Origin of the sequence: Mesorhizobium sp. M0590, assembly GCF_040320905.1 — a bacterium.
Lineage (GTDB): Bacteria > Pseudomonadota > Alphaproteobacteria > Rhizobiales > Rhizobiaceae > Mesorhizobium.
The window spans coordinates 160,110-184,753 of record NZ_JAMYQN010000010.1 but is presented as its reverse complement, the minus strand read 5'-3'; the positions used below and the strand labels follow the sequence as shown (position 1 = coordinate 184,753).

Annotated in this window: 20 protein-coding genes; 18 read left to right on the top strand and 2 right to left on the bottom strand. The window is 61.2% G+C overall.

Features of this window, described 5'->3' with window-relative positions; translation table 11 throughout:
- From NKI52_RS18585 to NKI52_RS18540, 10 genes are read left to right on the top strand one after another with little or no spacing between them, the layout of a single operon-like run.
- Positions 1-435, top strand: coding sequence for a phage tail protein (locus tag NKI52_RS18585; protein WP_352698972.1), 435 nt, complete (start codon positions 1-3; stop codon positions 433-435).
- Positions 436-463: 28 nt separating this feature from the next.
- Positions 464-859 carry a hypothetical protein gene (locus tag NKI52_RS18580; RefSeq protein WP_352698970.1) on the top strand — a complete coding sequence of 132 codons (396 nt, stop codon included), beginning with the start codon at positions 464-466 and terminating at the stop codon, positions 857-859.
- Positions 860-879: 20 nt separating this feature from the next.
- The gene (locus NKI52_RS18575) at positions 880-1,038 is read left to right on the top strand and encodes a DUF6760 family protein (protein ID WP_352698968.1); all 159 of its coding nucleotides are present in this window, start codon (positions 880-882) and stop codon (positions 1,036-1,038) included.
- A gap of 31 nt (positions 1,039-1,069) precedes the next feature.
- Positions 1,070-1,474, top strand: a complete 405-nt coding sequence (locus tag NKI52_RS18570; RefSeq protein ID WP_352698966.1) for a phage tail protein — start codon at positions 1,070-1,072, stop codon at positions 1,472-1,474.
- 2 nt (positions 1,475-1,476) lie between these two features.
- Entirely contained in the window at positions 1,477-2,565 is a 1,089-nt protein-coding gene (locus tag NKI52_RS18565) for a hypothetical protein (protein WP_352698964.1), read from the top strand.
- A 9-nt stretch (positions 2,566-2,574) separates the two neighbouring features.
- Positions 2,575-3,243, top strand: a complete 669-nt coding sequence (locus NKI52_RS18560; RefSeq protein WP_352698962.1) for a CIS tube protein — start codon at positions 2,575-2,577, stop codon at positions 3,241-3,243.
- A complete protein-coding gene (locus NKI52_RS18555) occupies positions 3,221-4,327 on the top strand; it encodes a phage late control D family protein (protein WP_352698960.1) in 1,107 nt (368 codons plus the stop codon). Before NKI52_RS18560 ends, NKI52_RS18555 begins: the two co-directional genes overlap by 23 nt.
- Complete coding sequence (locus tag NKI52_RS18550; protein ID WP_352698958.1) at positions 4,324-4,962, top strand: phage baseplate assembly protein V; 639 nt, start codon at positions 4,324-4,326, stop codon at positions 4,960-4,962. Before NKI52_RS18555 ends, NKI52_RS18550 begins: the two co-directional genes overlap by 4 nt.
- Positions 4,962-5,258 (top strand): PAAR domain-containing protein, encoded by a 297-nt coding sequence (locus NKI52_RS18545; protein ID WP_352698956.1) that lies wholly within the window; start codon positions 4,962-4,964, stop codon positions 5,256-5,258. The genes NKI52_RS18550 and NKI52_RS18545 overlap by 1 nt, the downstream gene beginning before the upstream one ends.
- 8 nt (positions 5,259-5,266) lie before the next feature.
- Positions 5,267-5,698 carry a GPW/gp25 family protein gene (locus NKI52_RS18540; protein ID WP_352698954.1) on the top strand — a complete coding sequence of 144 codons (432 nt, stop codon included), beginning with the start codon at positions 5,267-5,269 and terminating at the stop codon, positions 5,696-5,698.
- Here the strand turns inward: NKI52_RS18540 and NKI52_RS18535 are convergent.
- Complete coding sequence (locus NKI52_RS18535) at positions 5,650-6,654, bottom strand: hypothetical protein (protein ID WP_352698952.1); 1,005 nt, start codon at positions 6,652-6,654, stop codon at positions 5,650-5,652. The genes NKI52_RS18540 and NKI52_RS18535 overlap by 49 nt on opposite strands.
- A 102-nt stretch (positions 6,655-6,756) precedes the next feature.
- Between NKI52_RS18535 and NKI52_RS18530 the strand changes: the two genes are divergently transcribed.
- Genes NKI52_RS18530 through NKI52_RS18500 form a run of 7 tightly spaced genes read left to right on the top strand, consistent with a single transcriptional unit; the run spans position 6,757 to position 21,823 of the window.
- Positions 6,757-10,809 carry a baseplate J/gp47 family protein gene (locus NKI52_RS18530; protein ID WP_352698950.1) on the top strand — a complete coding sequence of 1,351 codons (4,053 nt, stop codon included), beginning with the start codon at positions 6,757-6,759 and terminating at the stop codon, positions 10,807-10,809.
- Complete coding sequence (locus NKI52_RS18525; RefSeq protein WP_352698948.1) at positions 10,809-12,695, top strand: putative baseplate assembly protein; 1,887 nt, start codon at positions 10,809-10,811, stop codon at positions 12,693-12,695. The genes NKI52_RS18530 and NKI52_RS18525 overlap by 1 nt, the downstream gene beginning before the upstream one ends.
- Positions 12,692-14,899, top strand: coding sequence for a phage tail protein (locus tag NKI52_RS18520; RefSeq protein WP_352698946.1), 2,208 nt, complete (start codon positions 12,692-12,694; stop codon positions 14,897-14,899). The genes NKI52_RS18525 and NKI52_RS18520 overlap by 4 nt, the downstream gene beginning before the upstream one ends.
- Positions 14,892-16,451 (top strand): hypothetical protein, encoded by a 1,560-nt coding sequence (locus tag NKI52_RS18515; protein ID WP_352698944.1) that lies wholly within the window; start codon positions 14,892-14,894, stop codon positions 16,449-16,451. Before NKI52_RS18520 ends, NKI52_RS18515 begins: the two co-directional genes overlap by 8 nt.
- Positions 16,452-16,484: 33 nt before the next feature.
- Positions 16,485-17,207, top strand: a complete 723-nt coding sequence (locus NKI52_RS18510) for a hypothetical protein (protein ID WP_352698942.1) — start codon at positions 16,485-16,487, stop codon at positions 17,205-17,207.
- A 46-nt stretch (positions 17,208-17,253) separates the two neighbouring features.
- Positions 17,254-21,201: an eCIS core domain-containing protein gene (locus NKI52_RS18505; RefSeq protein ID WP_352698940.1), complete on the top strand. Its 3,948-nt coding sequence runs from the start codon at positions 17,254-17,256 to the stop codon at positions 21,199-21,201.
- 4 nt (positions 21,202-21,205) lie between these two features.
- Positions 21,206-21,823: a DUF4241 domain-containing protein gene (locus NKI52_RS18500; protein ID WP_352698938.1), complete on the top strand. Its 618-nt coding sequence runs from the start codon at positions 21,206-21,208 to the stop codon at positions 21,821-21,823.
- An 18-nt stretch (positions 21,824-21,841) separates the two neighbouring features.
- Here NKI52_RS18500 and NKI52_RS18495 read toward each other — a convergent pair whose 3' ends face one another.
- A complete protein-coding gene (locus NKI52_RS18495; RefSeq protein ID WP_352698936.1) occupies positions 21,842-22,480 on the bottom strand; it encodes a LuxR C-terminal-related transcriptional regulator in 639 nt (212 codons plus the stop codon).
- Positions 22,481-23,190: 710 nt separating this feature from the next.
- On the opposite strand from NKI52_RS18495, the gene NKI52_RS18490 reads away from it, so the two are divergent.
- Positions 23,191-24,402 (top strand): hypothetical protein, encoded by a 1,212-nt coding sequence (locus tag NKI52_RS18490; protein WP_352698934.1) that lies wholly within the window; start codon positions 23,191-23,193, stop codon positions 24,400-24,402.
- Positions 24,403-24,644: the final 242 nt, after the last annotated feature.

Below are 24,644 nucleotides of genomic sequence, written 5' to 3'. Positions count from 1 at the left end.
ATGGCACGCAAGGACCCATTACGAAACTTTCGCTTTCGGCTCGAGATCGGCGGCATCACACAAGCCAATTTCAGCGAGGTCGCGATCGGTGAGACGGCAAGCGATGTCGTCGACTATCGTGACGGCAGCGAGCCGAACTACGTGCGCAAACTCAGCGGGCTGACCAAATTCGGCACTGTGACGCTGAAGTGGGGTATGACGGACTCAACCGAGCTTGAGTCCTGGCATGACGCCATCATTGCGGGCCAGATCCAGACCAACAGAAAGCTGGTCACGATCATCGTCCAGGACGAGGCGGGCGCCGACAAGGCACGGTTCGTGATCACCGATGCATGGCCGTCCAAATATACGGTGAGCGGCCTCAACGGCAAAGGCAACGAGGTGCTGATCGAATCGATCGAACTCGTCAATGAAGGCATCGAGCGCGTCCAATAGGGGATGCCACGAAGCGGAGGATCGAGCCATGAACATTCGACCGAGCGAAAGCTTCCAGACCGAAATAGAATTCACGCTACCCAAGGGCTACCTCGACTCGACCGGCATCCTGCACCGGCGGGGGGTCATGCGGCTGGCCACCGCCGCCGACGAAATCCTGCCGCTGCGGGATCCGCGTGTGCAGCAGAACGAGGCCTATCTCGCGATCATCGTGCTGGCGCGGGTGATCACCCGGCTGGGCGATCTCGCTTCGGTCGACACCCGGGTGGTCGAAGGCTTCTACGCCTCCGATCTCAACTACCTGCAGCGTCTCTACGAACAGCTCAACGGTGGCGACGATCCCGACGGCGGCCCCGGGATCAGTCCTGCGATCATCGATCAAACGGCCTCGCCGAAAGGATTCCAGACCGTGGGGGAAGCCTGAAGGCCTATCCCGCGCGCCAGTTGCGCGAAGAGATGGCCTTTATCGCCTACCACTTCCATTGGGGCCCAGCCGAGCTGATGACCCTGGAACACGCGGATCGGCGGCAATGGTGCCGCTCGATCTCCGAGATCAACCGGACCCTGGACGGCACCCCGCCCAACCCCTTCGACAACCTCTGAGTTGCCTTCGCCAATGCGTATCGACCCATTCATGAACTTCAGGTTCCTCGTCGAAATCGACGGCATCCAGCGCGGCGGATTTGCCCGCGTGAAGGGGATCGCGCGTGAGATCAAGGTCGATACCTACCGCGAAGGGGGCGTCAACGATTACGAGCACAAGTTCATCAACCAGACCACCTACGGCAACCTGGTCCTCGAACGTGGTCTGGTCGACGACTTCATGTGGGGTTGGCACGACGGGTTGGTCGAAGGTGATGTCAAGCGCCGTCCCATAACCATCGTGATGCGCGATTCCACCAACAACGAAACATGGCGGTGGCTCATCGATGGCGCCATGCCGGTCAAATGGTCGGGCACTGACCTCGATGCCGCAAGCTCGCAGATCGTGGTGGAGAGTATCGAACTGGCCCATCGCGGGTTCCGGAAGGGAAAATGACGATGGCCGGACGCATCGTTGCCACCAGGACATGGACCCGGCGCCAGCCGCTCACCAACCGGCAGGCATGGTTGGCGACGGGCCGCCGGCTTTCGGCGCGCATCGTGGTTCGGCGCCGGCTTGCCATGCCGGTTTCCTTGTCCTGGCGCCGCCGCCAGCTGGTTCAACGCATTGCCGAGGGTCCGCGCCATGGCGCGCTGGCCCGCCATGGCCAACTGCCCGCGCCGTCTGCCCCGGCCCTGGTTTCAAGTTCTTCGTCGGTCGTCATTCTGCGCGAGCGGGAGATCGCATATCGTGAATCCGCGGTTCCGGCGGGGGAACTGGCGCCGGTGAGCGGAGAGCTGAACACGTCGAGCCCGCGGCTTCTTCGCTCTTTGCACGAAATGCTCCGCGAGCGCATCGTACGCGAACGCTTTCTGCCTAGGCCGCCGATGAGTGCCCGTCGCCCGGCCCCGAACGCGGCTCGGCATCCGGGGCGGCTTGCGATGCGCAGCGAGCGCATTTTCGCCAGCCAAACCGTCATGGTCGCCGCGGCGATCACAGCGACACCTGTTTCATCCGCGCCAAGGGTGCGGGCCGTCGCCTGGCAACGCCTGCGGTCGCTGCGCTCAGGTAGCGTCGCCGCGACCCTGTCGACGCGAACAATGCCAGCTTTTTCCCGTGGGCCGTCCGTGATTGGTGCCGAGGTGAATATCCACCGTGGCAATGGTGGGCGCGGAGCCACGCAACGACGCCTGCGTTCGACCGCCACCTCCGTTCGCGCCCGGCGTATCGAAACCGACTCCGTTGTTCCCGTCATCACCCGCCAGGAGGCGATGTCGCTGGTGTTTCGCACTCGCGCGCCGGGCGCCGAGGGTTCCGCAGTGGCATCGACCACAGCGCCCCTTGTTGCGAACGCGCCCACGCCCACACCCCCCACCAGTTCGCGATCCGCAGTGGCCGGCGCACAGATCATGCCTCGGTTGTCGAATTCGCCCGCCACCAATGCAGCTGCTGTGATCGATCCAGTTCTCGTCAGCCGCCTCACCGACGATGTGATGCGCCGGATCGAACAACGCCTTCGCATCGAGCGCGAACGGCGCGGTCTTTAGGAGCAGATCATGGCCCTTGAAAAAGCCAGCATCGATATTCTCTCCGGCTCGAAGGCAGGCGTGCAGATCCGCGTGATGTTCAATCCTTCCGAATACACCATCGAGCGCTCGAACGCCTACAAGTCGACATCAATCCCCGGCCTCGGCGGCCCGCTGATCCATTTCATCAACGGCGAAGCCGACGTGCTGTCGATGGAGCTCTTTCTGGACGACTACACCGACAAGCCGGCGGACCGGAGCACCGTGACTCAGAGGCTCGACGAGTTCGCCAACCTGCTCAAGATCGACAACGACCAGCACGCACCGCCCATCGTCCGTTTCGTCTGGGGCAAGCTGAGCTTCAAAGCGATCATCGAGAAGCTGTCGCGCAAGCTCGCCATGTTCGAGCCCAACGGCCGGCCGGTGCGGGCAACGGTGAATGTCAGTTTCAAGGAATACAAGACACTGAGTGAACTCGTCACCAAGCCACGCCTGCAGTCGGCCGACAAGAGCAAACGCCGGGTCATTGTGGGTCTCGACAGTCTCTGGCTGCTGGCATCGCGAGAATATCACGACGCCGCCAGCTGGCGCGGTATCGCCAATGCCAACGACCTGGACGACCCACGCGATATCGTCTCGGGGCAGTGGGTAACCGTTCCACCATTGGAGCAAAGAGATGGAATTCGCCGAAGCATCTGAGCGCAATGGCGCGTTCTACGTTCCGGCTTTCGTGGTGAAGGTCGGAGGGCAGGCGCTGACGCAGGATCTCGCCATCGGCGTCAGCCAGGTTGAAGTCGACCTGATGCTGGGAGGGGCCGGGCGTTTCAGCTTCACCGTCGTCGAGACCTACGATCTTGAGCGGCGCGCATTCCTGAGCGGCTACGGCCAGTCTGTGCTTGAACTGCTGAGATTTGGCGCCGCTGTCGAGATCCACCTTGGTTATGGCGACCACTCCGCGCTCATCCGGATGATCAGGGGCGTCATCACCGAAATATCGACGAGCTTTGCCGAGAGCGGCACGCCTGAGCTCAGTGTTGCCGGTTACGACAATATGTTCCCGATGACTCTCGGCAAGCGCTCGCAAAGCTGGGCCAATGTCAGCGACAGCGATGTCGTCAACCTCCTGGCGCGAGAACACAACCTCAGCACCAGGGTCGAGCCGACCACGGAAAAACACGCCCAGATCGAGCAGAACCAGGAAAGCGACATCGAGTTCGTCAAGAAGCTGGCCGCACGCAATCACTACGAATTCTTCATCGACCCCCCAAGCGGTTCGCTGAGCTTCGGCCCCCCGAAAGACCGGCAGGCTGGTGTCGTTTCGTTACGCTGGGGGGAGAGCCTTCTCAACTTCAAGCCAGAGGCGAACCTCGCCGCCCAGGTCTCGTCGGTCGAAGTCTATGGCTGGGATCCGCAGAGCAAAAAACCCATCGTCGGCAAGGCTGTCGCCGGTGAGGAATCCGGCAGCGAGGGCACTCGAACTAGCGGCGGCGCGGCGCTGCAAACGGCAACGGGCAAGGGTGCTGTCCTGCAACTGCGCCAGCCCGTTTTCACCGAAGCCGAAGCACGCCGCCGAGCCGAAGCAGTGCTTAACGACCACGCCAAGCGGTTTTTGACGGGAGAGGCCGAAAGCATCGGCCTGCCCGACCTGCTGCCCGACCGCAACGTCGCCATCGGCAACCTCGGCGAGCCTTTCTCGAAGACCTACTACATCCAGCAAACCACCCACAAAATCGACGGGAACGGCTACCGCACCCGGTTCAAGGTCAAGGAGACTTCGCTATGAACATGATGGATCCTTTTCCGCGTGAAACAACGCTCGAAGCCGGCGGAGCAGTCAAGGGCGTCGCGGTCGCGATCGTACGACAGAACCAGGACGACAGCGGGCAAGGGCGGGTGAAGGTCACCTATCCCTGGCACGCCCAGCCGCGCAACAGCTATTGGGCGCGCGTCGCCAGCCCGATGGCTGGCAAAAACCGTGGAACCTTCTTCATCCCTGAAGTGGATGACGAGGTGCTGGTCGCGTTCGAGCGCGGCGACGTGCGCTTTCCCTACGTCCTCGGCTCGCTGTGGAACGGGGTCGACAAGTCGCCGGCCAGCAATTCCGACGGCAAGAACGACATTCGCATGATCAAGACCCGCAAGGGTCACAAGCTCACCTTCGACGATGGCAGCAAGGGGCTGGTGCGGCTTGAACTGAACGACGGCAAGAAACTCGAGCTCGATGATGACGGCATCAAGCTCGACGACGGCAAAGGCAACAAACTGGTCATCGAGACGAAAGGCGGTTCAATCAGCATCGAGTCGAAAGTGAGCCTCTCGCTGAAGGCGCCGAAGATCGAGATCGCGGCCACTGGCGACATGAAGCTCACGGCCGGTGCGTTGCTCACCGTCCAGGGCTCAATCGTGAAGATCAACTGATGGGACAGCCAGCTGCACGCTTCGGCGATCTCACCTCCCACGGCACTGGGCTGCTGCCGGGGCCGGGCTGTCCGACCGTCTTGATCGGAGGCATGCCTGCCTGGCGGGCGGGATCGGACATGCATCTGTGTCCGTTGTTCAACGGGCTGCAGCCACATCTCGGCGGGGTCGTCTCCATGGGCAGCACAACCGTTCTGATCGGCGGTTTGCCGGCGGCGCGGGTCGGCGATGTCATCACCGAGGCGGGTGGTCCCAATCCCATCGCCAAAGGTCTGCCGACGGTGCTGATCGGATGAGGAACACGATGGACGATCAGAAAGAATGGCTGGGGCGCGGCTGGAATACTCCGGTCGCGATCGATCCCAGGACCGGTGCGCTGACATTCGCCTATTACGAGAAAGACATCCGGCAGGCTATCCAGATCATTCTGCGGACACAGCGCGGCGAACGGGTGATGCGGCCGGATTTCGGCTGCGGCATCCACGATCTTGTCTATGACGTGATGGATGTCGCGATGCTGACCCGGGTCGAAACCTCGGTGCGCGACGCGCTCATCAAATACGAGGCCAGGATCGAGCTGATCAGCGTCGCGGCGGATCCGCTGCGGGCTGCCGACGGCATGCTGCTGGTCGAGATCGAATACCGGGTGCGGCGCACCAACCAGACCGGAAACTATGTCTTTCCCTTTTACTTCCGCGAAGGCGGCGCGAGCCAAGCGGAGGTCCGTCGCCAATGACATTGCCTCCGGCACCTCAATACGACAAGCGCCGACGCGCGGAGCTCGAAAAGGAACTGCTCGATCGCGCGCGCATGTGGCTGCCGGAATGGCACGCGCTGACCCAGGCTGGCGACGCTGGTGCTGCCGTGCTCAAGATCGCCGCTCAGCTTGAGTCTCAGGTCACGCAGCGACTTGACCGCGTACCGGAGAAGAGCTTCCGCGGGTTCCTCGACTGGCTTGGCGTGCGCGGCAAGGCTGGCCGGGCGGCGCGGATCCCATTGGCCTTCCACATGGCGGCGCACTCGGAGCCGGTGCTGGTCCAGCCGCCGATCCAGGTGCAAGCCGATGCCGGTGGGCAGCCGGTCATCTTCGAGACCAGTGTGCCGGTGCAGATTGTCCCTGCGGCACTTGTGGCCGTGTTCGGCGCCGAACCGAAGGACGATCGTTTTTATGGGCCGTTCGAGGGGCTTTCGCCCTGGGAAGCACCAAAACCGGCGCCCAGCGAATGGCGCCTCCTGGCGTCGGCCCGCGCAGAAACGACAAGGCTGCAGCTCGATCCGCCAACTGGGCTGGAAGCTAGAATGACGATTGAGGATCCGGCCAAGAACCGCTTCCGTATCAAGGAAGCCAAGGACGGGTTGGTGACGATCGAGCCCGGCGTCGGAACGGTCGAATTTCGGCCCGGCGAAGATCCGGTCGCCGCGACGGATCTTGACGCGGGCAGTGTTCTGAGGCGGGTGACGGCCTTCGACCCATTCGGTGCGACGGAACGCAACCGACAGGAGCACGCACTCTATCTCGGTTCCGAGGGTGGGCTCGACATTAAGACTGCCGCTCTTATCGAAGTGAGCGGAGAACCACTGCCACAGAACTGCGAATGGCATTATTGGGGAAAATTGGGAGATGCCACCGACGCTGAATGGGTTTTGCTGGCATCCAAGGCGGTTGGAGATCGCGTTTTCCTGACCAAGCACTTCGGCGCCATCGAGCCGGTGACAATCGACGGGAAGTCATCCCGCTGGCTGCGCGCGAGACCGATTGATGGATTTTCGGAGATATCGCAAAGCGTCCGCAAGTTGACGCTGCGGCTCAATTGCTCGGAACAGCTTCCTGAGGAGCAGGAGGAGCAACTGGCGGCTGTCGTCAAGACATCCCCCAAGGGGCTTGTTCTTGAGGGCATCGCCAATACCGCACCGTTGGTGCTGACCACGCCATTCTACCCCCTCGGACGCGAGCCGCGGCTATTCGATTCATTCTATCTCGGTTGCAACGAGGCATTTTCAAAGCCTGGCGCTACCATTACCATCAGCGTTGAGACGGGTGAAAGTTTTTCGGGTCCGATTGTCTCGGTCGCTCAATCGGCGACCGCCAGCACCATCGCCGGTATCGGCGGCGACAGACGGCTGCATATCATTAGGATCGACAATGACCCAAAGGTCACAGCCGCAGGCATACCGGCCTTCGATCTGCCGATCCAGCCGCGCGACGTCAACGGCCGCGAGGTCAGCCTGACACCAAAACTCAGGCCGGGCGCTGCTGCTTTGGATGGCAAAGTCTATTTGACGGTCGCAGCGGACAAGGAGGTCTGGTGTTGGACTTCGGCCCCCGCCGAAGGGACCGAACCCTGGAGGTCGCTAGGGTCGCCCAACGCGGGCAGCGACGTCACCGACACGGTTGTCGTCCGTGCAGCTAACGGCGTTGTCATGGTCTACGCCATTGCAGGAGGCGCTCTCTACCGGCGCGATGCGATCAACGACAGTGCCTGGGCAAGCGTAGAGAACTTCGTACAGAAGTCTGATGCCGCGAGCGTGCCACTCCCTACCAAAGACTTCTCGTTCGAACGGCTTGCCGCAATCGTCCGCGCCGGCGACCCGCCTGGCTCGCTGTGGGAGAGCGACGGCCTCGCCGTGGTGACGAAGAACGGCGCTTTGCTGATTTCGGATGCGACAAACTCAAAATGGACCATAGCCCGGAGCGGGAAGACCAGTATCGACACTTATCCGCTAGTGGTGGCCTCGGACGGAATGCCGAAGGTGGCGTACATGTCAGAAGCCCGAAAGGTCAACGCTGGCGAAAAGAACGAATTCGAGGAAGATTGGGTGATCGCGCTCGATGTCACCGATCCCCTGCACCCAGACGAGAAAGACCCCCAATTGCGGCTGATTGGCCGCAGCTTCGCCGTCGACCCGCAAAGTGCGCAGATGCCCACGGCTCTCTTTTTCGGCAAGAGTGCCAATGGTGCCATAAAACCTTGCCTCTGGCAGCCGTTCGGCGACGAGTTCTTGATCCAGGGACCTGCACGGCCCGATGGATCCGATCCGATCGGCGCGCCGGTCCGACACGTCGATCGCTATGTTATTCCCGGGCCGGCGGGGACAATTGCGCTCGCCGTCATTGCAAGCGGAGAGGATTTTCCGGGCACAACGGCAAAGGCCGCAATCGTGGTCGACCGAGCAAGCGGCTTTGCTGCGGAGCAGTTCCTGCTCATCGACTTCACGCCAGACAATCAGCAATCCAGGACCATGCTCGCGCCTGAATCCATCGCCGACCTCGACGATGGCGGCACGGCCTTCATTTTCGGCGATGCGGTGTCGCCCGCCAATTATCCGCGGAATGTGGACATCTATCGCGGCAAGCATGGCGACCGTGACGCGACCTGGGACAAAGACACGAACGGCCTAAAGTTGTCCGCAGGCGATGCTTATGCGGCAGTCGGTACTCTGCTCTACATCAAGTGGGGCGACAATCAACGCGTGATGAAGATCGCCAGCCTGACCCAAGATGCTGCCACCGGGGTCAAGACGGTCACCTTTGAAAGAGCCTTGCCCCAGTCCGCAAACGGCTTGGTTACTTACCGCAATGTCACTGCAGCCGAGCGGCACAGCGCCAAGAAACGGGTGGGTCTGGTCCTGCCTCGTCCCGGCACTTTTCCCCCGCCGCTGAGCCAGATATTGATCAAGGTGGACAACACCGAACCGCACAAGCTCGCATATGTGCTGCCGGGCGGCCGGATGATCATAACCACTGCTGCGTCCGGCGCTGCGCCGGGCGATGTCGTAGTCGCCCGCATTCTCGTGGCGTTCGGCGGGCAAACCACATATTCCCCCGCGCGGCCGCGCAACCCCGAACTGTCCTGGGAGTACTGGAACGGGCAGAGCTGGTGGCAGATCAACGGGGTCAAGGATGCTACGGAACATCTCGTTGACAGTACGGGACACCTCGTTTCGTCAGGGGATATCGTCTTCAAAGCGCCGGTGGATCTCAAGGAGAGCGATGTTGTCGGCCGCACCAATCACTGGATCCGTGCGCGGCTCATCGGCGGCGACTACGGGCAGGAAAAAGTAACGCTGACCACCACCGGCCCGCTGGATGGATCGCACACGCAAACCGTCACCCGTGATGCCAGCGGCGTTCGCGCCCCGTATGTCGTCAACATTTCCGTCAGCTACAAGCTCTGCACCCCTCTGTCGCCCGATCTGGTGCTGACGCAGGACAATGGTGGCTATCGTGACCAGACCGATGTCAATACGCAGCCGAATGCCCAAGTGCAGCTCTTCACGCCGCTGAAGAACGCTCTGCCGAAAACGGGAGTACGTCTCGTCAAAGGTGGTGCAGCGGCATCCGGTTGCGACTGCCGTGGGGCGGCGGCCGACGGCCCGGTGGCGACATCCGACGATCACGAGGCCGAGCTTGATCGCGCCATCTATCTGGGCTTCGACGCGCCGCTCAAAGGGGGTTCCATCACCCTTCTGGTGCTTGTCGAGGATGGCGCTTTCGATGGCGCCTTCCCGCTGGTGGTCGAAGCTTTCGTCGACGGGGTTTTCGCGCCTGTCCCGGTGAAGGACGGGACGAGGGGGCTCAGCGAGACCGGCATACTCACGCTGTCCTTGCCCGAAGAGCTGCGGGAGGCCCGATATTTCGGCCAAACCCTGCACTGGCTGCGGCTGAAACCGAAGTTCGGGTTCGAGGGCACCTGGCAACCCAGGATCCGCGCTGTCTACCTCAATGCCGCCTTCGCCGACGCGGTCGAAACGCAGAAGCAGGAGGTTCTTGGCTCATCCGACGGTTCGCCGGGCCAGAAAGTGTCCGTTGCCCGCCCGCCGGTGGTCGAGGGTTCGCTGGAACTGAGGGTACGCGAGCCACTTGGCGATGAGGAAATCGACGAATTGCTCAAAGCGGATCCGGACAGCGTCCTGACGGCAGTGGGTCCGTGGCAAGGTGCGTGGGTTCGCTGGACACAGGACACGCTCGCCGCCGCGAATGCAACGGCCAGGGTCTTCGAGCTTGCAGCGGCGGACGGCAAGGTCACGTTCGGCAACGGCAAGCATGGCCGGATTCCTCCGATCGGCCGCGACAACATTGTCGCCGTCACCTATGAGCGCGGCGGCGGCGATGCGGGGAACCAGGTGGCCGCCTGGGGGCAGATCAATCTGATCACGCCGATCGGTGGCGTCGACACCACGATCGCGCCCGAAGGCGCCGCCGGCGGCTCGAGTCCGCAAGGTGCGGAGACCGCGTTGCGGTTCGCACCGGCCAACCTCAGGATGCGCGACCGCGCCCTGACCATTGGTGACATCGAGCAGCTTGCCCTGCAGTCTTCCCCCGATATCGCGCAGGTGAAAGCACTTCGAACGGATGCTGGTGTCCGGGTGGTGCAGGTCATGCGTGGCCGCTTGCCCTCGCCTACGAACGCCGCACGGCGCGAACTGAGGCGCTATCTCATCGAACGAATGCCGCCGTTCCTGTCGACTGCAGGCGCATTGGTCGTCGAGACACCTGCAATTGTCGCGGGCAGCATTGCCCTGAAGATTACCGTCGCGGATCTCGCCGAGGGCGGATCGGTGGCCGACGAAGCCATCAAACGCGTTGTCGCCCTGCTGGATCCCGCGACAGGAGGGATCGACGGTCTCGGCTGGCGGCTGGGCGCATCGCCGGATGAGAGCGACATCACAGCCCAGCTCATGGCCAACAAACGTCTGCCCGGGATCAAGGGGCTTGTCGATGTTCAGTCCGCCATCGTCACCCATGCCGCCAAAGGCGCGCGCCCGCTGAAGCCCTCCGAGCTGTTTGTCGTTCGCGACGACGACGTTTCGGTGACGACGGTCGTGGATGAGGAGGTCGGCGCCTGATGGACCTTCGGCTCAACCTCGACGACATCGATTTCGAACGGCTCCTGGAAAAAGGACGTTCGTCGATTCCGGGTCTCGCGCCCGACTGGACCGACCACAATATCCACGATCCGGGCATCATGCTGATCGAGCTTCTAGCCTTCGAGGCGGAGGCCCAGATCTATGCCCTATCCCGGTTGCGGCGGGACGAGCAGCTTGCTTACGCCAAGATGCTCGGCGTTGCCCCACAGCGGCCTGTCCCGGCGACTGCCCTGATCTGGCCCGTCGAGCAGAATCCGGCGTGGCCGCCGGGGAAGGGACCCTTTGACAGGGTGCTGGCCGAGGGAACCCTGGCAACCCCCGATTATCCGGAGGCGCCTTCATTCGCTACCGACACGACCCAGTTTCTTACCAACGCAAAGCTTGCCAAGGTTGCGAGCCACTTCGCGGATGGCAGGGTCGCCGACCAGACGCAAATCAACAGCAAGAGCGGTGCGACCTTCCTGCCATTCGGGCCAACTCCATGCGTGGACGATAGCCTGGTGCTCAGCTTCACGGGCAAGCTGGACATGGCGGACAAAAAGGCGGTGCTCATCCTCGGTGTCGAGACACCAACGCCAAGAACGTCGAGGATCGCGGCCCGACCGGGCCGGTCCTGGTTGAGGGCCAGCTTGCAGGACGACAATGGCTCGCAAGCGCTCGACATCGTCCAGGATACGACCGAAGGGATGCTGCAAAGCGGCGTCATCATATTGGCCAGGCCACACCGGCGACAAACGGGCGCCGGCTTCGACATCGTTATCCAGAGCGCTCCCGGCGGCCTTTTGCGGCCGCCCCGGCTGCGTCGGATCGGCCCGAACGTCGTGCCGGTGCTGCAGCGTACCAAGCAGCACGAGGAAGCCCCGGTCATCGGCACCGGGCTTCCCGATCAAACCTATCTGCTGCGCGAACAAGGCTGGGTTGAAAAACCCGCCTTCACTGTCACCGAGCTCGAATTTGGCGGTAACTCGGTATGGAGACAAGTGGAGGACTTTGAGAGCAGCAGTCCCGATGACCCGGATTTTACCTTCGATCCAGTCGAGGGATTGATTCGTTTCGGCAACGGCATTAACGGCAGGGCGCTACCGGCGAACGCCACCCTCACGGTCGACTACTTCACCTGCCGTGGGACCGAAGGCAACCTGCCCGCCGGACTTGGCTGGAACGTTGCAGGTCTTGCCGGCATCTACGGCGTCAATGGAGAGCCCTGCAGCGGTGGCAACAACACCGACAGGCTCGACGATCTGAAGGTCAAGGCGATCGAGCAATGTTTCAGAAAAGAACCCTATGTCACCTCCGGGGATCTGGCGGCGGCAGCCAGGGGGCTTGCCGATCTTGGTGTGGCACGGGCGGTGGAGCTTGCGCCGGACAGCGGCAAGCTGCGCGGAACGCGGGTGCTGCTGGCGGTGGCGTGCCGCGACGCGGAGGGCGTTTCAACAGCCGAATCCGACGCGTGGCTCGAGACCATCCGTGTGCGGCTCGCGCCTCGCGTCCCGCTTGGCCAACGGCTCGTCGTCGCCCCCCCCCGCTATGTCGAAATCCGCATCACGGCCCGGCTGACTGTCGCCCGCACGGCCAACGTGGCGATGGTCCGCACCGCGGCGGCGAAGTGCCTGGCCGACAATCTCGCGGCGGTCGATCCGAAATTTCCCGACAAGAGCTGGCCGTTTGGCCGCGATGTCGCGGCGCTCACGGTCAAGGCCTGGCTCCGCGGCATCGACGGTGTGACCAAGGTCAGCGACGTTGTCCTCCACCAGTCTGGAACGCCGGTCGAAACGAAGATCGCCATAGGTCCGGCGGAGCTCCCCAAGCTTGTCTTCGCCGCGGATGACCTGACCTTCCAGCAGGCCGGGGAGACGCGGGGATGAGTGCGCAAAAGGTCTATCGCTTCGCCGCGAACAAACAATGGGACTTGTGCTTGATACGCGGGCTGCGGGCCGATGGCGAAGGGCTGGTCCCGGTGCAACCGCTTGGACCTCATGCCGCTGCAGTCGGAAGTTTGGGCGCTCTTTCGACGGTTGCGTCCGACCCGTACGACAATCCGGTTTGGCGGTTCGTGCCGTCCAATGCTTCGGGGCAGGGCGGCGATATCGGCTGGATGGACGAGTCCGATCAGATTTCCGGCCCGGACTGGATCGACGAGATCGTCGAGGCAAGTCCCCGCCTCGTCCTGGATCGCCATCGGGCATGGGCGTTCGATGCAAGGACGCTGCGGCGCTATGATCGCGAGACGTTCCAGTCCGCCAGGACGATCACCCTCGATGAACTGCATCGTCTCGACGAGCCAGCCCTCATCGCCATCGTCGATATTGCACCGGACGGCAAGGACGGCATCTGGCTGCTCGTCGCGACAGCCGATCGGCATGAGCTTCTGCATCTCGATTGCCGTGATTGCCTCGTCAGCCGCCGAACCGTGTCCAATGCCGCGGGTGTGCCGGGGCAGATCGGAATTCTCGGTCGCGGAACCACGATTGTCCTTCTTTCGACGCGGGGAGAGAGGCTGTCGTTCGTCTGCGCCAAGACCGGTTCTGTCATGCGCGATCTGTCAATGGAACAGCTTTCTCCGGGATGGACTGCGACCCGACTCGCGACCGATGGGCGCGGCCGCATCGGGCTTGGCTGCGAACAAGAGGATGAGAGCAAGTGGCAATTCCTGCTTCTCGATGCTGCCGGCGAATTGCTTCAGCCTGCCTTTGAGGACCTGTTTCGAGACGCGGCTGCACCTCGCGTCGATCTCGTTCCTTCGGACTTCGCCCTCGGGCCGGCGACGGTGTGGTTCGCCACGAAACGGGGGCTTTGGCGGTTGGCCGGCGCCGAGGAAACCGCGGCAACGACGGCGTGGCTGATGACGCCAAGGCTGATGTCGCCGGTCGGTGAGCGTAGGGGCTGGTCGCGTGCCGAGTTGATGATGGATCTGCCCGAAGGCGTCTCGATCGAGGTAAGCTATGCCAGCACCGACGACGCTAACCTCGCGGGCCAAGTACTGGCAGTATCCAATGATACGGGTCTTACGGTCGCCCAGCGGCATGAGCTGATCTGGCGGCTGCTGGATGACGGCGACACACTCAACCGGACTTTTGCCATGGCGGGTCCGGCCGGGAAGGGTGGCCCGATCGCTGTTCCGCTGTTTGGGACTCAGGATCAATGGTTCTGGCTGCGGCTCAGGCTCGACGTACCGGCGTCGGCACGTTCGCCCCGACTGACCGAACTGAGGGTTCTCTACCCCGAGATCTCGCTCATGGAACGTCTGCCGGCGATGTTCAACGGTCCCGACAACGATCCGGGCGGCGTGCTGCGCCGGCTGGTCGGGGTGATCGAGACGACGACCCAGGGCATTGATGCGGCGGTCCGGAACATCGGACGCCAGCTTGACGCCATCCACGCACCCGACGCCTGGCTTGATTATCTCGGGCGCTGGTTCGACCTGCCGTGGCACGATGCATTGCCGTCGGAAACAAAACGCGCCCTGCTGGGTGTGACGGGAGCACTGGTGAACCAGCGCGGCACCAGGGATGGTCTGGCAACGCTTCTCGAACACCTGCTGGGCAAGAACGCGATCATCGAAATTACCGACATGACCGTCGACTACACGCCTATGCGGCTTGGTGGTCCACGCACGAAAGGCGCCGCGATCCCGGCGCTGCTCGCCGGTCGGCGCGGGGCGGATCTGAAGCTTGGTCGCAAAGCGACGGTGGGATCACTGCGGCTTCCCTGCGCCGCGCCAGACGACAACCCGCTCGCAACGATCGTTCCGACACTTCGGATATCGGTTGACGCGCCAATGAACACCAAGCGGGCGCTGGCGCCGCTGCTGCCTGTTGTCCTTGAACAATTTGTACCGCTCGGCCTCCGGATCGCGATCCGGTGGACTGCCCTGCCGAACACGATGTTCGGCGAGGACGGCAATCTCGTCCTCGACGCCGAGGGGCCAGGTGGACTTGGCGAGAATAGCGTCATCGGGCGGACAACCCTGGCGGGCTGGGCTGAGGGGCGCATCACGGATTCGGGTTTCGAAATGGGTTTGCGGCAGCGTCAGGCGCGGCCAGGAAAGGGAGAAGGTCGTCATGCATGATTTAGCCGACGCCAAACGCAACCGGTTCTTCGCCGGCAAACGAATGCAGGCAGATGAATACAACATCGAGCAATCGTACGAGATCAACCGCCGGCGGCTGATCAACCGCGCGGTTCTGGGCTGGGGTGTCGTGCAAGGCTTCGCGCTGTCGCAGCCCGACCGGCCCAAAATCGAGGTGGTGATACCCGACGAGGTCTCATTCGTGGAGCCGGACGTTCCGGATGCCGGCGGATCGGACGCCGCCGAGCCCGTTGTCGCTGAAGCGCCATGGCCGGAACCACGGAGCCCGGCGCAAGATGCTCACCCCGCCCCCGCTGCTCCCATCGAGGATAACACCCCATATCCGCTATGGGTCGGCGATGGCATCGCCTTCGATCGCCACGGCCGGGAAGTTGTGCATGCGAGGAATTGCTCTCTGGATGGGAGCAACACCTTCTACCTTTTTCTCGACAACGGTCACTGGTGCGCCCGTGACCTCAGCAAGCTGCCCGAGGGCCGTTACATCCTCTCCGTTCACTACGCCGAGGAAAAGACAGGCGGCATCATACCGCCGCGCTTCTGCGGCTGCGGTCATCCAGAGCGGGCGTATGTCCGTGAGACGGCGGTCTTTTCGCTGCGAAAGTGGGATGAGAAGAAAGCCTGCCCATGCGGCGAGTTCGGGTGTCCCGGTGACCGCTGCAAGGATTGCGTTGCCGATGCCTGCAAAGGCGATGTCCGCGGGCCGCATGCGCGGCTGAGCCAGTGGGTCATGGATCGGGACATCGCCGACCACGATTCCCACCTCGATTGCTGGGGCAAGTATGAGATTGCCATGCACGAATGGATCGAACTGGCTTGCCTCACCGTGCAACCTGGCGACAAGGAATGCGATCCCGTCAAAGTCGTCATCGACGATGCAAGCGGACCGCGGCGTCTGGTCAAGAACAATGATCTGCTGTTCGATCTCGTGCGCGGCTGCGACCTTACGCACATCTCCTCGATCAGTTGGGGAGATTGGCATCGTCGTGGTCGTGGCCATGTCCCATGGTCGGACTTCAAGAAAATGTTCCATTTTCATCAAGAATTACGGCACGAGTTCAAACATCAGCCCGGTACTTTTTTTAAAACCTATCGGACCAACTTCTTTGTGAATTTTTCCGGGCCTGTACTTCGCAAATCGATCCGGCCTGACATCGTCACAATTCGGGTAAATTCCACAGAGAGTGGCACTGGATGGGGCCTTGTTCGTGTTGTCCCAATCTCCTGGCTTGATTCGACGCCGTCCAATGGCGACGAGGGCAGCCTTTTTACTGATCAATTCCGCATCGAAGTCCGGCGCAAGTGGGCCAACGACGAGATCAAGGAGGACGGATTGTCCGAACTTCGAGGTCACGATTTCTTCGTCGAAATAGAAGTACGCGGCGATCTGATCGAGGACTGTAATGGTTTGACAGTTGACGCCAGTTCGCGAGGTCTCGATGCCGTACCGACAGGCAACGGCACACCCGGAGGCACCTTTATCTCCCGATTCGGTGTCCGGCAAATGCCACAAGACCAGAACGACGCCGATTAATGGAACTATCCCGCAAATCTCGAGGATACGATTATGAAAGAGCTTCTATTGGTCAAGGGCACCTCGTCGCTGGCCCGCCCGACCTACAGCCCGGGGCAATTGCTTGAAGATGAGGACCTCACTGCCGCCGTCGACTATACTCGCGATCTCACACGGCTGCTGTTCCGCTCGCTGTTCGGATGCGGGGTGATCTGCGGATTGCAGGTTAAGGGCGGGCCGACCTGCAAAGGCCAGAAGCTCAGCGTCCAAATCACCCACGGGCTGGGCCTCGATTGTGGCGGCAACCCTATCGAAGTGCCGAAGGATTTAACGTTGGAGTTCGATCCTGGTTGCGATCCGTTCCCCACGAGCGTCTGGGTTGTCGCCTGCCACACCTGTCAACCTTGCCGCTCACGCGAGACCGCGTGTTCGCACGATGACGATGCGACATGCGTCAAGACGCGCCGGCAGGATGGCTACAAGATCAAGCTCTATCCGGGTTCGGCGGTACCGCCGCCCGGTGTCTGTTACTGCGGTGGGGACAAGGTCGACGATTGCGGCTGCGGCTGCGATTGCGGGGAATGCATCCTCATCGCCAAGCTCGATCTCACTCTCGTCAAAGGTACCTCGCAGCTGGAAAAGGCTGTCCCGGATGTATCGTTGGTGAGACAGATCCGGCCTGCGATGGCTCACCCCTGTCCCCCGCAAAAGAAACAGGACGCCGCCGCGGCCGATGGAGCCCCGGCTGTGGCCCTCGAAAGGACAACTGCCGCCTGAACCATCCCGGCGCATCAGGCCTGCACATAACGAGGCTATTTCCCGCATGACGGAACGCGCTCTGCAGAGACAGGCTTCGAAGCCGGACCGGCGGCCGCTGGTCGCGGTTCAGCGCGCGCCGGTCGCCCAGGCATTCTCTCCTATGCAGGCGCTGCAACGGCGGGTGGGCGATCAAGCCATGCTGGCGGTGATCGCGCGCGCCGCCACCGTCCAGGCGCCGCCCGCTTCCTCCTCACCTTCAGCCGGTCTGCGCATCTCTTCGCCTCAGGACGCGGCCGAACGGGAAGCAACCGCGACGGCGGCGGCTGTCATGCGTACGGCAACGCCGGTGTCGGTGTCATCGCGCGAGGGACCCCAACTGCTGCGCGCGCCGACGAAATCTGCCGCCGTTGCGATCGCCGGATCGCTTGCGTCGCCAAGCGTCACGGCCCAGATATCAGCCAGCATGAGCAGCGGCGCGCCGCTTTCACCTGCCGTGCGCAATTTCATGGAGCCGCGCTTCGGCTCAAACTTCTCGCAGGTTCGCGTCCATACGGGAGAGCCGGCGGCTGGGCTCAGTGACCGCGTGAATGCAAAAGCCTTCACCGTCGGCGGGCACATCTTCTTCGGACGCAACCAGTACCAGCCCGAGCGGCGCGAAGGCCGCGAACTGATCGCACACGAACTGACACACACCGTCCAGCAAGGCGCCGCCACACCGCACAGCATTCAGCGGAACGGCGGGCCCTCGCTCTCCGATCGCATTTCAGACGCTGCCGCCGATCTCGCGGCGACTGCGTTGCCAAATCCTGGCGATCTCGTGCTGCAGGCGTTGGGAATCGTTGCTCCTGGCCTTGTGCCGATCATCAATGGCGGTCCGAATGGTTTCGCCGAGTGGCTCAAGGGCAACGCGATGTCGGCGGTCGAGGGCGTCTTTACGACGCTGATGGCGCCGGTGAGCGCCGTGGCCGGTGCCGGGCAGGGGCTCACGGCGCAGTTCGCGCCGGTGATCGCCAGCCTCCAGGCTGCTGCTGCGCAGATCGCCAAGAACGACTGTGGCCCGATCCGCGATGCCGCCGACAAGATCGAGAAGGCGGCCGAGAAGCTGATCACGCCGATCGTCGAGACGCTGCAGCCGGTGGTCGCGGCGATCAAGGATTTCCTGAGCGGGGTCTGGGACAAGATCGGCGCCCCGATCTGGAACTGGATCAAGCAGTACGCCTCCTCGCAATGGGAGCAGATCAAGGCCATCGCCAAGATGGTGTCCGACGCGGCCAAGTGGCTGTGGGACAACACCAGCGCTATCCGCGAAGTCTATTCCCAGGCCTGGACGTGGCTCAAGAACAAGCTGGGAATAGGTGACGGCCCAGAGGGCGAGGCCGGCATCCTGCAATGGGTGCAAGGCAAGCTGAGCGCCGTCTGGGAAAATATCAAACTTCAACTGGCGCCCTTTACCAAGCAACTGACGATCATTGGCGCTGCCGTCGCCGGCGTTGCGCTGGCGCTGTCGCCGGCCGGGCCAATCCTTGCGGTCGGTGGCGCGATCGCCGGCGCGATAAACGGCATCCGCTGGATCGCCGCCAACTGGGGCAAGGGCAACATCATCGCCACGGCACGGGTCTATCTTGAGCAGACGCTGATACCGCCGTTGCTCGATGCCGTGGGCCGGCTGAGCGCAACGTTTACCAACGTTGCACAGTCGATCAGCGGCGCGCTCAACAATCTCGCCGCAGGCATGGCGGGAGCAGTTGGCGTGCTGGGAGGCTCGATCCTGTCGTTTGCGGTCTCCGCCGTTCAGTGGATCGCCTCGCAGGTTAACGCGCTTGCTGCCTGGGCCAATGGCCAACTGGCGCAGCTCGGCGCCTGGTTGAAGGGAGCGCTCGGCAAACTGCAAACCCTGCTCAAAGGCGTGCTGCAGTTCTTCGGCCGCGTCGCCGACGTCATCATCGACATCTGGGGTCTGCCGGTGCTGCTGGGCGAGGCGATCTGGGACCGCGTTCCCGCCTGCGTGCGCGACCCGATCGTCGATTTCCTTGGCCCGATCATTCTCAGGCAGATCGAGATCTTCCAGGAGTTGGCCAAGGACAATGAAGCCTGGCAGAAGACCAAGGAGGATGTCGGCAAGATCATCAAGCTTGTGTTCCACGACCACGACCTGATGGGGGCGGTGAAGGCGACGTTCTTCCTGATCCTGCGGGTCTTCAATCTGCCGCCGGATCTCCTGTTGACGGTCGCCAACAAGGCGGTTGCCGCCTGGGATATCGTTGTCAAGAAGCCGCTCGACTTCATCAAGAACGTCATTCGCTCGGTCGGCCACGGTTTCAGGATGCTCTGGGACAACAAGATCGAGAACCTGAAGATTGGCCTGCAAGGCTGGCTGCTCGGCGAGATCAAGGAAAAGAATATCGTCATTCCGACCAACTGGAGCGAACCGCGCCAGCTTTTCGACTTTGCTCTCAGCGTGCTCGGCATCTCCTCCGATCACATCTTCGAGCTGATGAAGAAGCGTTTCCCTGACCAGACCATCGACAAGATACGTGCCGCCGTGGGTAAGATCGCGGGCGTCGTTGCCTGGGTCGACAAGGCGATCGACACAACCAAGTCGCCCGCCGAGAACGCGCGCGGCATGATCAACCAGGCCAAGGAATTCGGCGTCACCATCCTGACCGGACTTGCCGAATGGGTCGCTGCGAAGGTCGCCGAGGAGATCGCTATCATGCTCGCCGCGGCGGCGGCTTCAGCTGGGCTTTCCGAGATCGTCGACATCGCGCGCCGCATCTATCGTGCCATTCTCACGGCGGTGCGCTGGGCACGTCGTATCCTGGACATGGCAAACCAGGCGCTCGACAATGTGCTTGATATCGCCAACGGCGCGGTCGAGAAGGTCGGCGCGACTTTTTACAAGATCATGCAGGGCGGCCTGCCAGTGGTCGTCGGGTTCCTGGCCGATCAGGTCGGCCTCGGTGGCGTCGGTGCCGCGATCCGCGGCATTATCGACAAACTGCGCGAGAAGGTCGACAACGCCATCCTCTGGGTGATCGACAAGATCAAGCTCGCGCTAGAAAGGCTGGTCGGGGCTGTCAAGGCGGGCGTGGCGGCGGTCACGGAATGGTGGACAGAGAGTGTCTCTTTCCGTGACCAGAAAGGCCAACCGCACCGTCTTTTCTATTCCGGAACCCAAGACAATGCTCGTCTCAAGATCGCCAGCAAGGAAGTCTTCACGGACGAATTCATTGTGAGGGTCGAGACGGCAATACGGGCAAGCCCGCAGCTCCGCGACTTTGCTCAGTCGAAGCTGTCCTCGTGCCGGACGTCGATGACGAATTTGGCACGCTTGAAACAGCAGCTCGCATTTGCAACTCGAACGAAGGATCCATCCCTGCAGCGGCTTGAACGCGACCACAAAGAAGAGATGATGCGACTGTCGACATTTGTCGGCTTCCTAATGGATGTTCTTCCCGAGAACGCCGTCGCGTTGGCAATGAAGGCGGGCGACAAGGTCACTATTCCGTACAAGGGAACCGAGCGTATGGGCCAAATCATCGTCATCAGCGCGGACCGGGTGCATTATTCTGTCGACGCCATTGCCGGACAGCTTCAGATGCCGACTAAGGAATTCCAAGAAAAATGGGCCGCCGGCATCATTCGCGAATACGTCGAAGAGGGCCTACGCGAAAAGTATCTTGGCAGTACGCCCAGCAAGGCCGACAAGACGGGCCGCGATCTCATCGAGTTCAAATACAAAGGCAAAATTGAAATGCGCGGCGGTGTTGCCTTTGTCGAATGGAAAAAGGGTAGCTGGCATCCACTCGCCGACTGCGACATGAGCCACGAGCCGTTGGATGCCGTCGATTACTGGAACAACATCGGTCGGGATACCGGTCCTCCGGCACCAAAATCGGGCGCCGTAAGAGGCTGGATGCTAGACTATAGAAACTACATTCTCGAGCCATCCGCAGTGAACAGGAGCAGGGGATCGCGGGCCAACAGCAAATACTTGCCCCCAAGGAGATAAATGGATGAGCGTTTGCCTGAACTGGGCGAAGGGCGGATACCAGCGTAACCGATTGATCAAGGAAATCGACATGGGGAGACTTTACCTTCCCACGGGTCGGCTGGTGTGCTGCGATCCGTTTTCCGTAGGGGAAGCCGGACCATTGGACCTGGAATTGACGCCGGGACACTACGCAGTTCGACTGGTGCAGGCGCCCATGGACATATGGGGCGAGCGTGTTGCTCTTGCGGCAGTTATCTTCAACGAGGACGAACCGGATAGCGCCACACCGGCGCAGCGGCAGAACACGACCGACAAGGCCGGAATACACGTGGAGTCGGGTTTGGCTTGCTTCACCGACGAAGATACCAGACGGTTGTTCGCCAACAGGCTGATGGCTTTTCAGCATGAGCGTAAGGACACCAGCTATTATGAAGCAGTGCTGGAAAAAGAATTTGCAGCCAGCGCCAGTCCCGACGGCCTACAGACCGGAAACCGGAATATGCATTTCCCTGTCAGGGGTGATCAACGCAATATCGCGATGTTTGCGAGTGGACTCGGCGATGGAATGTATCAAGCCGAATGGCTGATGGCAGGGACTTCGCCATGCCGGCTCGTAGTCGACTTCGGGGTGTTGAAATAGACGATAGGATCACGGTTCCTACGACGCTATCCACGGGCGCTCGCGCACCCTGCGCATGGCGTGGGCGCGACGCGGCAGTTTGAGTTTCTCAAGCACGTTGTGGACATGGTGCTTCACCGTTGCGACGCTGAGATTGAGTTCGCGCGCAATCTCCTTGTTGGTGAGACCGCGGCCGATGAGCTGCAGGACATTGCCCTCGCGATTGGTCAGCGGGGTGTCCTCGTCCGGATCGACGGAACGAACCTCGGCTCGAAACAGCGCCCGGAGCAGCCCGCTCGATATTTCCGCCGGGCATGCCAGGCGCCCCGATATGGCGTCTCGCATTGCCTTGGCAACGGCTTCTACGCTCGCGTCGCGCGCGACGTATGCCGAGAAACCGGCCCTGCCGCAGCGGATTACATCTTGGCGCTGCTCTTTCAATCCGAGCGCGATCAACACCACTTCCGGCGCCGAGACGGCGAGGGCGCGGACATCATCGAGATCCATGTTTTGCGTCATATCGATCAATATTATGTCGACAGCTTGAGAAGCTAATATTTCATTCAATTGAGATATTTCGCCTGTGACCGAGACAACAGAAATATCCACGGTATCCCTCAGGCACCGAGCCAAACTATCCCCAAGCAATTTTATTGCGGTGAGAATAACCGCTTGCATGAGCGCTGCCCCCTCAAGGCGCTGCCAAGCTTATATGTAAGCACGTTCTTTGATGCTAACACAGTGTTTTTTTGATCCAACAGAACCGGTGAGTCAGACATGCTATCGATAGGCACAAGCATTCCTTGAGGTGTCGGCAACCAGAAGCCTGACAAAAGAATAAGCCTTGCCAAGTGCATATGGCCATTTCTGAGTGAAGAAAGGCACCTGTTAATTTATCGCTCTCGTCCTGATCAGCCCCTGATGCGAAACATCCGTTCCACGGTGGCAGCCGTAGCCAAAGCATCCATGCTTCCCGGCCGGGGCGAGCAATGCCATTGCGATTGTGGACGCCATCACGTTTCTACACGACTCCTCAAGATCAGATAGCTGTTGCCCCAATTACGCGGGCCGCGTAGTTTAATTAAGTGAATCGTGGCGGGCTATTCCAAACAAAGTCGAGATCGATGGGATGACTACGCCGTCCTGGACGGATCACGAGTGTGCCCGTCGGCGGGCTCAACTTGTCGATGTTCGAGATTTTGCCGGCCATGTCTCAAAGACTGAAATCCTCGTCTTTCTGTCGAGGTGCGCAGCAATTTGCGAAACAGACCGAATGAGTCTTCGATGAACGCAATCGTCACGCCCAATCAACGACGTCAAACCCAAGCAGGTCGACATCGATAGCGTCATCTACGCCGTACGAGCCGTCTGACCAAGGAGGAGAAGTAATGAAGCCGGCTCTGTACTATCCCTACATCCATATCAGAGACGTTGACTGGCTAAAGGGCGCTCTCCTGATCTTTCCAAAGGTCTATCGCTTCGTGCCGCCAGGTTTCCAACGTTGGGATGATCCCGCGTCTTCCGAGTTCGCTTACAAAGGAGGGGAAGAGGGGCCTCTGCTCGATAGAGCATTCACTTCTGAACCGCCGGTGGAGAGGGCCGCTCAAGCGCTTCTCGCAAGGCTGAAGGAGGACTCCGGCGATCCTAAATTCCTGAAGAGCTTACGCAAGTCCAGTGCCTTGAAGCAGCGTGAAAAGCGTCGCCAGCGGCTTGAAACTATCCGGCCCGGCCTTGGCGATTCAGACGACACGGTGGTCTACGGCGCCCAGCTCCATCGCGAGAAGTTTTGTGAGGACCTGATGCGGTTTCTCGAGAGTAACGAGCTTTGCTGGAAACCGAATAAGGCTGAGCCAGACGATCCGGACCTGTATATTGAGGTGCACGAACATCTCGCCGAAGTCATCATGTCGACCGTATCGATTGCTTTCGCACAATATCGCGGAGCCGATATCGTCTCGGACGACAAGAACGAACGTCTGCATCGCTTCCTCGTCGAAAAGCGGTACCAAGACCTCTACAACGCGTGGCTGCATCCCGAATGGCCCGTCGGCCCGCAACCGCAAACTGGTCGCCGCGCCTTTGAATTCATGCTTGAATGGCAAGGCGATGTAAGATCCCTCACTGCGGACAAGATCATCGAGCTTGGTGAAGAAAAGGCGGCAATTACAGACCTACTCGCCGATCTCGACAGGCGCGCCGCCAAAATCCAAGCCGATGATCCGCGGACCATCGACGACCAGATGAAGCAGATGATCAGCGAAGTGCTTGGCAAATGGGATGCAGGCAAACCGCTAGGATCGCGATGGTGGAAGGAATTCGCTGGAGCAGAGGCGGTTCCTTTGGGAGCCGATTTTCTCAAAAGCATCGGCGAAAAAGCGGCTACGCCTGCCGCCGCGGGCCTCGCCGCCGGTGCATATGCCGGAAGTCTTGACGCCGGCGGTTTGATCGTCGCGGGAATTGGACTTGCGATAGGCGTCGTGGCTCACGGAGTCACATCGCTGAGAAAAGCTATGGGGGCAGGCGTCACGGATCCGCACCGGTATCTCACGTCCTTGACCAAGGCAGGCATTAAAATCAATGTTCCATGCAAAACATCCTGAAACCGCGACGTGAACTAATGACAAATCATGCAGCGATAGCGCTGGCCCAAGTTGACTTTCGACTGCATTAAGTGGCCGTAGAGAACTCAATCACGCCAAGACACCAGTCGTTCCCAAGGTATTGGGCAGACTGAGGCGGAAAAAAGATAATGAAATGAATAAGATAGAGCGACATCTTGCTATTGCACCTATGATGGATGGAAGGGACTGAGACGAAAAAGACAAGAAATTTCAAAGCTTAG